The sequence below is a fragment of the Lentzea sp. NPDC060358 genome (genome assembly GCF_042725365.1).
Lineage (GTDB): Bacteria > Actinomycetota > Actinomycetes > Mycobacteriales > Pseudonocardiaceae > Lentzea.
The window spans coordinates 1-9,280 of record NZ_JBHXCW010000279.1; the positions used below are offsets into that span (position 1 = coordinate 1).

Annotated in this window: 10 protein-coding genes; 7 read left to right on the top strand and 3 right to left on the bottom strand. The window is 71.1% G+C overall.

Annotated elements, in window-relative coordinates; genetic code table 11:
* Window positions 1-68: 68 nt before the first annotated feature.
* From ACFWGZ_RS36005 to ACFWGZ_RS36020, 4 genes are read left to right on the top strand one after another with little or no spacing between them, the layout of a single operon-like run.
* Window positions 69-950 (top strand): glutamate ABC transporter substrate-binding protein, encoded by an 882-nt coding sequence (locus tag ACFWGZ_RS36005; RefSeq protein ID WP_382456063.1) that lies wholly within the window; start codon window positions 69-71, stop codon window positions 948-950.
* Window positions 947-1,561, top strand: a complete 615-nt coding sequence (locus ACFWGZ_RS36010; protein WP_382456064.1) for an amino acid ABC transporter permease — start codon at window positions 947-949, stop codon at window positions 1,559-1,561. The genes ACFWGZ_RS36005 and ACFWGZ_RS36010 overlap by 4 nt, the downstream gene beginning before the upstream one ends.
* The gene (locus tag ACFWGZ_RS36015; protein ID WP_382456065.1) at window positions 1,561-2,328 is read left to right on the top strand and encodes an amino acid ABC transporter permease; all 768 of its coding nucleotides are present in this window, start codon (window positions 1,561-1,563) and stop codon (window positions 2,326-2,328) included. The genes ACFWGZ_RS36010 and ACFWGZ_RS36015 overlap by 1 nt, the downstream gene beginning before the upstream one ends.
* Window positions 2,309-3,208 (top strand): asparaginase, encoded by a 900-nt coding sequence (locus ACFWGZ_RS36020; protein WP_382456066.1) that lies wholly within the window; start codon window positions 2,309-2,311, stop codon window positions 3,206-3,208. Before ACFWGZ_RS36015 ends, ACFWGZ_RS36020 begins: the two co-directional genes overlap by 20 nt.
* Here ACFWGZ_RS36020 and ACFWGZ_RS36025 read toward each other — a convergent pair.
* A complete protein-coding gene (locus ACFWGZ_RS36025; protein WP_382456067.1) occupies window positions 3,205-3,645 on the bottom strand; it encodes an ester cyclase in 441 nt (146 codons plus the stop codon). The genes ACFWGZ_RS36020 and ACFWGZ_RS36025 overlap by 4 nt on opposite strands.
* On the opposite strand from ACFWGZ_RS36025, the gene ACFWGZ_RS36030 reads away from it, so the two are divergent.
* Window positions 3,644-3,799 (top strand): hypothetical protein, encoded by a 156-nt coding sequence (locus tag ACFWGZ_RS36030; protein ID WP_382456068.1) that lies wholly within the window; start codon window positions 3,644-3,646, stop codon window positions 3,797-3,799. The two genes, ACFWGZ_RS36025 and ACFWGZ_RS36030, sit on opposite strands and share 2 nt — an antisense overlap.
* Here ACFWGZ_RS36030 and ACFWGZ_RS36035 read toward each other — a convergent pair.
* Together ACFWGZ_RS36035 and ACFWGZ_RS36040 are read right to left on the bottom strand one after the other, a co-directional pair.
* On the bottom strand, window positions 3,796-5,814 hold the full coding sequence (locus ACFWGZ_RS36035) for an NPCBM/NEW2 domain-containing protein (protein ID WP_382456069.1): 2,019 nt from the start codon (window positions 5,812-5,814) through the stop codon (window positions 3,796-3,798). The two genes, ACFWGZ_RS36030 and ACFWGZ_RS36035, sit on opposite strands and share 4 nt — an antisense overlap.
* Window positions 5,815-5,965: 151 nt before the next feature.
* Window positions 5,966-7,648, bottom strand: a complete 1,683-nt coding sequence (locus tag ACFWGZ_RS36040) for an acyl-CoA dehydrogenase (RefSeq protein WP_382456070.1) — start codon at window positions 7,646-7,648, stop codon at window positions 5,966-5,968.
* Window positions 7,649-7,791: 143 nt separating this feature from the next.
* Here ACFWGZ_RS36040 and ACFWGZ_RS36045 point away from each other — a divergent pair, with 143 nt between their 5' ends.
* Together ACFWGZ_RS36045 and ACFWGZ_RS36050 are read left to right on the top strand one after the other, a co-directional pair.
* The gene (locus ACFWGZ_RS36045) at window positions 7,792-8,871 is read left to right on the top strand and encodes a WD40/YVTN/BNR-like repeat-containing protein (protein WP_382456071.1); all 1,080 of its coding nucleotides are present in this window, start codon (window positions 7,792-7,794) and stop codon (window positions 8,869-8,871) included.
* On the top strand, window positions 8,868-9,152 hold the full coding sequence (locus tag ACFWGZ_RS36050) for a MoaD/ThiS family protein (protein ID WP_382456072.1): 285 nt from the start codon (window positions 8,868-8,870) through the stop codon (window positions 9,150-9,152). The genes ACFWGZ_RS36045 and ACFWGZ_RS36050 overlap by 4 nt, the downstream gene beginning before the upstream one ends.
* The last annotated feature ends 128 nt before the right edge of the window (window positions 9,153-9,280 follow it).

Consider the following 9,280-nt stretch of genomic DNA (forward strand, 5'->3'; position numbering starts at 1 on the left):
GTCCTGTATCGGACAGGCGGCTTCGGTGCGTCTTGTGCTCTTCCGAACACCGTCAGTAGCTTCGCCGCATGGGGAAACTGGCCGTAGCGGCGCTGTTGCTCTTCGTGGCCGGGTGCTCCGGCGGTTCCGGCGCCGTCCCCGGCGGGGCGGGCAAGCTCGAAGCCTTGCTGGCCAAGGCACCCGTGTACGCGGGCCAGGTGACGCCCGGCTCGGCCGTGGACCGCATCCGCGCGCGCGGCAAGCTCGTGATCGGCGGTTCCCAGGACGCCCCGCTGCTCTCGCAGCTCGACCCGGTCAGCGGCGAGCTCACCGGGTTCGACGCCTACCTCGGCAAGCTCCTCGCGCGGTACCTCCTCGGCGAGCCGGACACCGAGCTGCTCAGCGCGACCTCCGAGACGCGCGAACCGTTGCTGTCCAACGGCACCGTCGACGTGATCATCCAGACCTACACGATCACGCCCGCGCGCCGGGAGCGCGTCTCGTTCGCGGGCCCGTACTACCGGTCCGGCCAGTCGATCGCCGTGCGCAAGGGCACTACCGGCATCGCGACACCCGCCGGCCTCGCCGGGAAGACGGTGATCGTCGGCGCGAACACGCCGGGCGTCAAGGCGGTGCGCGACGCGGCCCCGACCGCGCGGATCGTCGAGTTCGGCTCCGACCCCGAGTGCCTGACCGCGCTGAAGCAGGGCCGCGGCGAGGCCTACGTGCAGGACCAGGCGATCCTGGTGGCCGACGCGTCGAAGGACGGCGAGCTGCAGCTCGTCGGCGAGCCGTTCACCGAGGACCCGTACGGCATCGGCATCAGGCACGGCGACGCGGAGTTCACCGCGGTCGTCAACGACTGGCTGCGCGAGATCGGCGAGTCCGGCCTGTGGCAGGACGTGTGGAGGCAGACGATCGGGACCGTGGTCACCGGCGACGCTCCGGCGCCTCCCGCGATCGCCTCATGAGCCTTGTCCTCGAAGGCTTTCTCACCACGGTCGCCCTGACCCTGCTGTCGTTCGCCGCGGCGCTGCTCGTCGGGCTCGTGGTCGCGGTGCTGAGGATCGTGCCCGTGCCGCTGCTGCGCGGGGCCGGCGCGGTCTACGTCGAGGTGTGGCGCAACGTCCCGCTGCTCGCGTGGCTGGTGCTGTTCGTGTTCGGGCTGCCCGAGGTGGGCCTCACGATGCCGCTGTTCTGGACGGCGTTCGCCGCGATCGCCCTGTACGAGGCCGCCTTCGTGGCGGAGGCGCTGCGGTCGGGGGTGAACTCCGTCGCCACCGGGCAGGGCGAGGCCGCGCGGGCGCTGGGGTTGTCGGTGCGGCAGTCGCTGCGCCACGTCGTGCTGCCGCAGGCCGCCCGGCGCGTGGTGCAGCCGCTCGCGAACATCGCGATCGCGCTGACGATGGCGACGGCGCTGGCCGGGGCGGTCGGCGTGGTGGACCTGACCCGCGCGGCACAGCGGATCAACCTGGAGCTGGCCCAGCCGCTGCTGGTCTTCACCGGTGCCGGCCTTTGCTACCTGGTGCTGGCGGCCGGCATCGGGCTCGGGGCGCGGGCGCTGGAACGGCGGCTGGCCTGATGTTCGACGCCCCCGGTCCCCGCGGCCGCCGCCGCGTCCGCCTGGCCACGGTGGTGACCGCCGCCGTGCTCCTGGGGCTGGTGGCACTGGGGTTGCGGCAGTTCGCGGCCGGCGGGCAGCTCGACGCCGAACGCTGGCGGCCGTACCTGACCTGGCCCGTGTGGCGTTACCTGCTCGACGGCCTGGGGTCGACGGTGCTGGCGGCGTGCGCGACCGGGGTGCTGGCGATGGCGGGCGGGTTGCTGCTCGCGTTGCGGCCCAACCGGTTCACCCGCGGCTACGCCGAGGTGATGCGCACGGTCCCGGTGCTGCTGCTCGTGTACGTCATGTTGTTCGTGCTGCCGTCGTTCGGCGTGGACCTGCCGTTGTTCTGGAAGCTCGTGGTGCCGCTGGCGTTGTCGCACGCGGCCTCGTACGCCGTGGTCTTCCGCGCCGGTGTGTCGTCGGTCGACCCCGGCCAGCGCGAGGCGGGCCTGTCGCTCGGCATGGCGGACGGGGTCGTGACGCGGTTCGTCGTGCTGCCCCAGGCGGTCCGGCACATGGCGCCGTTGCTCGTGACCCAGGCCGTGAGCCTGCTGAAGGACACCTCGCTGGGCTACGTCGTGTCCTACGCGGAGTTGTTGTTCAACGGCCGGGTGCTCGCGAACTACAACGGCCTGCTGATCCAGACGTTCCTCGTCGTCGCGTTCGTCTACCTCGTGGTCAACCTGGCGCTGTCCCGGCTGGCGCACCGGCTGGAGGCCACCCGTGCCCGCACTGCTCGCTGAGGTCACCCGGTCCGGTTTCGTCGAAAGCCTGCACCACGGCAGCGTCGTCGGGCTGCTGCCGTCCGGTGAGACCGGGATCTCCCTCGGGTCCGTCGAGGACGTGGTGCTGCCGCGGTCGTGCCTGAAACCGTTCCAGGCGTTGGCCTGCCTGTCCGCGGGAGCGCCGCTGGCGGGGCCGGCGCTCGCGATCGCCGCCGGGTCGCACACGGGGGAGGACCGGCACGCCGAGCTGGTGGTGCGGGTGCTGGGCGGGCTGCCCGGAGGGGCGTTGCGCTGCCCCGCCTCCTGGCCGGAGGACGAGCAGACGCGGCAACGGCTGAGCGAGCCGTCACGGATGCGGATGAACTGCTCCGGCAAGCACGCGGCGATGCTCGCGGCGTGCGTGGCGGCGCGGTGGCCGACGCGGACCTACCTGGAGCCCGCGCACCCGTTGCAGCAAAAGGTGTTGCGCACGGTCGAGGAGCTGTCCGGGGAGACTGTCGTGCACACGGCGGTCGACGGGTGCGGTGCGCCGGTGTACGGGGTCTCGTTGCACGGCTTGGCGCGCGCGATGCAGGGGCTCGTGCGCACCCCCGTCGCCGAGGCCATGCGGCGTTTTCCCGAGTACGTCGGGGGAACCGGGCACGTGAACACCGTCGTGATGCAGCTGCTGCCGGACGTGGTGGCCAAGGGCGGCGCCGAGGGCGTGCTGGTGCTGGCGACGGCGGCGGGGCACGCGGTGGCGGTGAAGGTGCTCGACGGCAGTCCCCGTGCCACCACGGCGATCGGGCTCACGGCGCTGGCGGCGCTGGGGTACGACGTGTCGCCCGCGGGGGAACACCTGTCGGTGCCGGTGCTCGGCGGCGGGCAGGTCGTCGGTGAGGTGCGGGTGGTGTTCTAGAACTCGGGCGGGACGTCGAGCATGCCGAGCTGCGCCATGACGGTCGCGGTGTCGCCGTAGATCCGCTGGCAGATCAGGACGTCCTTGTCGAACAGGAAGAACCCGGCCATCCTGACCTTGAAGCTGCGGCCGGTGACCTCCTCGCCGGTGAGGCTGCCGAGGTGCGTGCCCTGGAGCTCGAACTCGACGATCACGGCGTCGTCGGCGTGGTGGACGTCGACCACGAGGGTGCGCTGGTCGGGGAACGCCGCGCGGGTGCGCTGCCAGTACGCGCGCACCTCGTCCACGCCGTCGAAGACCTGACCGGAAGCCATGATCTCGTAGCGGGGGCGGGGGAAGGTGGTCAAGGAGGCGTCGAAGTCGTGGTCGTTCTGCGACTCCACGTGCTCCAGGACGATCGCCTCGCGCAGCGCTCTGAGCGCCTTGGACTCGGTCATGCCGACGGATCTCCCTGCGTACGCCGTGCGTCGCGAGGAAGCTACTCCACGTCACGCGGTCTTCGCCAGTGTCCGCGCGGTGCGCCGCACGACCCGCGACCAGGAGCCCGAGTCGGGGCTGGAACTCCTGGTCGCGGCGCTGGAGAGGACCTAGCAGCCGATCCTCAGGTCACCCCAGTCGGCGTGGTCGTAGGCGTTGCCGTTGCCGCCGTCGGTGACGACCAGGCGGACGACCGCGGCCCCGGAGACGTCGGCCTCCAGCGGTCTCGCGGCGTCGGTGGCGGTGACCGGGCCGCTGTCGTGGACCTTCCTGCCGTCGGCCCAGACCTCGTAGGTCACGAGACTGGCGGGGTCGGCCTTGCGGTCGTCGATGCCGATGGTCGCGGTGACCTTCGCGCAGGCGCCGCCGGTGTAGTACTCGATCCGCGCGGGGGCGTGCGTGCCCAGGCCCTTCGCGAACACCGTGCCGCGAAGGGTGATCGGGCCGCCGTCGCCGGTGCCGGTCTCGCCGTTGGTCGTGTCGGTCTCGACGGGACCCCAGCCGTTGGCGCTGCGCAACCACTTCAGGTCGCTGAGGAACCGCTCGCCCTGCGGGGCCGCGCCGGGGACCAGCGCCTCGACGGAGTGCTTCCTGTGCACCGGGTCGTGCTCGTGCGGGGAGCGGAAGGCGAAGCTCGCGTCGATCGGGACCCGGCCCTCCCGCGCGGTCGCCGGGACGGTGACGCGCCAGGTGGTGGTGAACGCCCTGCGGCCGGCGAGGACGGCGGTGGAGGCCGGTGTGGCCGCCCTGGCCGTCCAGCCGTCCGGGACGCGCAGCTCGGCCCGCACCCCGGTGACCGGCAGGTGGCCGTCGTTGGTCACCGAGGTCGTGTAGGTGACCGTCTTGCCCGGCTGCACGATCGGCAGCGCGCCGGGGTAGAGGAGCTCGCCGGACGCGGCCGTGGCGACGGCGGGCGGGTAGCGGTACCAGTCGTTCGCCGCGCTCACGCGGAACATCGCCGAACCGTGCGCGGGGAGGTGCGCGGTGATCGTGCCGGCGGTGTGGGCGGTGGTCTTGGCCCAGAGGTCGCGGACCTTGTAGCCGGTCGCCCCGCCCAGCCCGAGCTCCGCCGCCGTGGCGGACGCGGTGACCGGGCTGTCGTTCTCGTTGAACAGCAGCACGGCCCGGTCGCCGCCGCTGAGCGGTTTCACGAGGACGTGCGTGCCGCCGTCGTCGCGGACGACCCTGCCCTGCACGCCGAGCTCGTCCTGGTTGACGGCGATGACCTCGCGGTTCTCCAGGATCTCGAACGTCTCCGGCGTGGCCCTGCGCAGGTCGGTGCCGATCAGCAGGAGTGCGGCCATGATCGACCAGAGGCCGAAGTGGCTGCGGTACTCGACGTCGGTCATGCCGCCGTTGCCGACCTCGAGCATGTCCGGGTCGTTCCAGTGGCCGGGGCCCGCGTGGTCGGCGAGCGCCATGTTCCGCTTCGCGATCGACAGCATGGAGTCCCACGTGTCGGTGATGTCGCCGGTGGTGCGCCAGAGGTGGCCGACGTCGCGCGCCCACTCCCACGGCTCGTTCTCGCCCCACTCGCAGATGCTGAACACGATGTCGCGGCCGGTGGCCTCGAGCGCGTCGCGCATCTTGGTGTAGCGGTACTTCGCGTCGACGCCCTGGTTGTTGCAGTTGTCGTACTTGAGGTAGTCGACGCCCCAGCTCGCGAACAGCCTGGCGTCCTGCTCCTCGTGGCCGAGGCCGCCGGGGAAACCGGTGTCGGCGCACGTCTTGGTGCCGGCGCTGGTGTAGATGCCGAGCTTCAGGCCCTTGCCGTGCACGTAGTCGGCGACGTGCTTGATGCCGTTGGGAAAACGCGCCGGGTCGGGGACGAGGTCGCCGTCCCCGTCGCGTTCGGGCAGGGCCCAGCAGTCGTCGAGGTTGACGTACTCGTAGCCCGCGTCCTTCAGGCCCCTGGTGACGAAGATGTCGGCGATGCCCTTGACCATGGCCTCGTCGAACTCGTCACGGCAGTGCGTGCTGTTCCAGTTGTTGAAGCCCATCGGCGGTGTGAGGGCGAGGCCGTCGTCCTTCCGGACGTGCTGGGCCTGGGCGGAGGGGGTGACGATCGCACCGGCGGCGACGAGGGCCACCACCGCCGCTGTGCGCCACTTCGATCTGCGTTGATCCACGTGCACGCGCTCCTCGTGACAAGGGACTCGTCAAGGCGGCGGCGGTCGTGCTCAAGACAGAACAAGTTCGAACACGATCAGACACATGGAAACGCCTGGCGCGGGTGGGCGTCAAGGGGCCGTCGGGCTCACGCGACGCCCACCCGTGCGGTCAGGGGCGCATCTCGTACCGGCCGGACAGCTCCTCGACCTGCTGCCAGACGGCGTCGAACCGGGCCTGGTCGGCGTGCGGCTTGCGGATCTGCGCGACGGCCCACCGCTGCTGGGCCTCGGTGCTGCTCGCCTTGCCGTGCAACGCCGTCGCGTACCCGGCGAAGTCGCGGACCAGGACGTCGAAGACCTGGTCGAGCACGTGCGCGTCGGTGCCGGTGATCTTGGCCTGCTCCAGCACCAGCTGGCCGTAGACGACCAGGGTGAAGAGGTGGCCGAGGTTCAGCAGGAAGTCGAGGTCCTTCTGCTGGGCCTCGTCGGGCGCGGCGGTCGCGAGCAGCGTCCTGACGGCCGCGGCCTGCTCGTGGAACAGCGCGACGTTGGGCAGGTGGGCGTGCTCGGCGTAGATCGGCTCCCAGTCGTGGAACTGGATCTTGCCGAGGCCGCGCGCGGGGCCCTGGTGCCAGAAGAAGTCGTCGTCGGTGGCGTCGTGGCGGGTCGGGACCTCCGCGTACGCCTTGGGGTTGAAGAAGTAGTTCGGCATGAACTTCAGCACCAGCGCGAGGTTCACGTGCACGGTGCCCTCGAGCTTGGGCAGTGCGCGGATGTCGGCGGTGGCGCGGGTGAAGTAGGTGTCCTTCTCGAAGCCCTTGGCGGCGATGACGTCCCAGAGCAGGTCGATGACGTGCTCGCCCTCGCTCGTGACCTTCATCTTGGTGATGGGGTTGAAGAGCAGGTAGCGGCGGTCGTCCTCGCCCGCGCTGCGGAAGTAGTCGACGGCGCGGTCCGAGAAGAGCTTCATCGCGGCGAGGCGGGCGTACGCGTCGACGAAGTTCTGCCGCACGTGCGGGAAGTCCGTGACCGGGTTGCCGTAGAGGATCCGGTTGTGGGCGTGGGTGATCGCCTCGTGGAACGAGTGCTCGCAGATGCCGATCGTCGCGGTGCAGAGGTTGAACTTGCCGACGTTGACGGTGTTCAGCGCGGCGGAGAAGGCCTCGGGGCCGCGGTGCAGGACGTCGGCGTCGGTGAGGGGGTAGTCCTCCAGGCGGAACTCGCTGACGAACATCTGGCTGTCCACGATGTTCTTGACCAGCTTGAAGTTCTCGTGCCGGCTGTCGACGGCGAAGAAGACGTAGTCGTCGCCCTGCTTGCCGAAGACGCTGACCATGCCGGCGACGTTGCCGTTGCCGATGTAGTACTTGCTGCCGTTGGCCACGTAGCCGTCGTCGGTCTTCGTGACGATCATGTCGGTGCTGTAGACGTCGGCGCCGTGCTCCTTCTCGGAGAGCCCGAACGCGAACACCGCGCCGCTGTCCAGGAGGTTTGCCGCCTTCTGCTTGGCCTCGGAGTTGCCGCTCATCCAGATCGGGCCGAGACCGAGCACCGTGACCTGCCAGGCGTACCAGTACTGCAGGCCGTAGAAGCCGAGCACCTCGCTGAACGCGGCGTTGCGGGCGGCGTCCCAGCGCCTGGTGCCGTCGACGCTGCTCGGCGTGCAGAAGGTGGCGAAGAGCTTCTCCCGCTTCACGAAGTCGAGGAACTCCGAGTACCAGACCTTGTCCTGCGCGTCGGCGATGAGCTGCCGCTTGCCGCGGGCCTCGAACCAGTCGACGGTCGCCCTGAGCAGGCGGCGGGTCTCGTCGTCGAGATGGGCCGGGTCGTAGTGGTTCGGGTCGAGCAGCACGGGGCGCCTCCTTCTCGTCTCCGCCGGACGCTACCAGTGAGTAACTTGTGGGTCTGCGTGGGGTTTCCCGCCTGTACGGAAATTGTCAGACCCCCGGCGTAACGTGCTCCGCATCACATCTTCCGGCAGGAGGTCTGGGCGAGATGACGGTGGTCGTGGCGATCGGGACGCGCAAGGGCCTGTGGCTGGCGCGCAGCGAGGACCGGGTGACGTGGGAGGTCGACGGGCCGCACCACGCGATGCAGGAGGTGTACGCGGTCGCGTTCGACACCCGCGAGGGCGTCCGGCTGCTCGCAGGCGTGGCGTCCCCGCACTTCGGCCCCGGCGTGTCGCTCTCGGACGACCTCGGTGCGTCCTGGGAGGAGTCGGCGTCGCCCCCGATCGCGTTCCCGGTGCAGGACGCGGCGCTCGAACGCGTGTGGCAGCTCCAGCCGGCCCCGGCCTCGCAACCGGGCGTGGTGTGGGCGGGCACCCAGCCGTCCGCGCTCTTCCGGTCGTCGGACGGCGGCCGCTCGTTCGAGTTCGTCGAGGGCCTGTGGAACCACCCGCACCGCACCGAGTGGGGCGCGGGCTTCGGCGGCCAGGCCGTCCACACGATCGTCCCGGACCCGGCCGACCCGGACCGGATGCTCGTGGCGATGTCGACCGGCGGCGTCTACCGCACCGCCGACGGCGGCAAGTCCTGGGAAGCGCGCAACAAGGGCATCAAGGCGTACTTCTTCCCGGACCCGTGGCCGGAGTTCGGCCAGTGCGTCCACAAGGTCGCGCAGCACCCGGCCGCGCCGTCCCGCTTCTACGCGCAGAACCACCACGGCGTGTACCGCAGCGACGACGGAGGCGACTCCTGGCAGTCCATCGCGGACGGCCTGCCCACCGACTTCGGCTTCGCGATGGTCGTCCACCCGCACGACCCGGACACCATCTTCACGTTCCCGATCGAAGCCGACGGCCGCCGCTTCCCGCCGGAGGGCAAGTGCCGCGTCTACCGCTCCCAGGACGCGGGCGCCTCCTGGGAAGCCCTCGGCGCGGGCCTGCCGGACAACTTCTGGACGGCCGTGATGCGCGACGCCCTGTGCACCGACGACGCCCCCGTGCCCGGCGTCTACTTCGGCTCCCGCTCGGGCGAGGTCTACGCGAGCCCGGACGAGGGCGAGACCTGGCACCGGGTGGCCGCCCACCTGCCGGACGTGATGTCGGTCCGGGCGGCGGTGATCCCGGCGTGAAGGTCACGGTCCTGATCCCGGGCGTCCTGCGAGGCGTCACCGAGGGCTCGTCGTCCGTCGAGGTCGACGTCCCCGAGCCGGCCACCCTGGGCACGGCCCTGGACGTCCTGGCCGGCACGTACCCCGGCCTGGACCGCAGACTGCGCGACGAACGCGCCGCCCTGCGCCGCTACGTGAACTTCTACGTCAACGGCGAGGAGTGCCGCGCCCTCGCGGGCCCGTCGACCCCGCTGCCGGCAGGCGCGGAGATCCAAATCCTGCCATCGGTGGCCGGGGGCTGAGCCCGAGGTCGATCCCAAAGCCGAGCCCAAAGCCGAGCCCGAGGTCGGGCCCGAGCCCGAGGTCGAGGCTGAGCACCGGTCGAGCCCAGGCGGGCCGGGGTGCGCCGATCCGGGGAGGTGGCGCGGGC

What these genes read in the sequence shown, in the direction of transcription:
- ACFWGZ_RS36005 (WP_382456063.1), top strand. Translation starts at nt 69, where the DNA reads ATGGGGAAACTGGCCGTAGCGGCGCTGTTGCTCTTCGTGGCCGGGTGC.
- ACFWGZ_RS36010 (WP_382456064.1), top strand. Translation starts at nt 947, where the DNA reads ATGAGCCTTGTCCTCGAAGGCTTTCTCACCACGGTCGCCCTGACCCTG.
- ACFWGZ_RS36015 (WP_382456065.1), top strand. Translation starts at nt 1,561, where the DNA reads ATGTTCGACGCCCCCGGTCCCCGCGGCCGCCGCCGCGTCCGCCTGGCC.
- ACFWGZ_RS36030 (WP_382456068.1), top strand. Translation starts at nt 3,644, where the DNA reads ATGCCGACGGATCTCCCTGCGTACGCCGTGCGTCGCGAGGAAGCTACT.
- ACFWGZ_RS36025 (WP_382456067.1), bottom strand. Translation starts at nt 3,645, where the DNA reads ATGACCGAGTCCAAGGCGCTCAGAGCGCTGCGCGAGGCGATCGTCCTG.
- ACFWGZ_RS36045 (WP_382456071.1), top strand. Translation starts at nt 7,792, where the DNA reads ATGACGGTGGTCGTGGCGATCGGGACGCGCAAGGGCCTGTGGCTGGCG.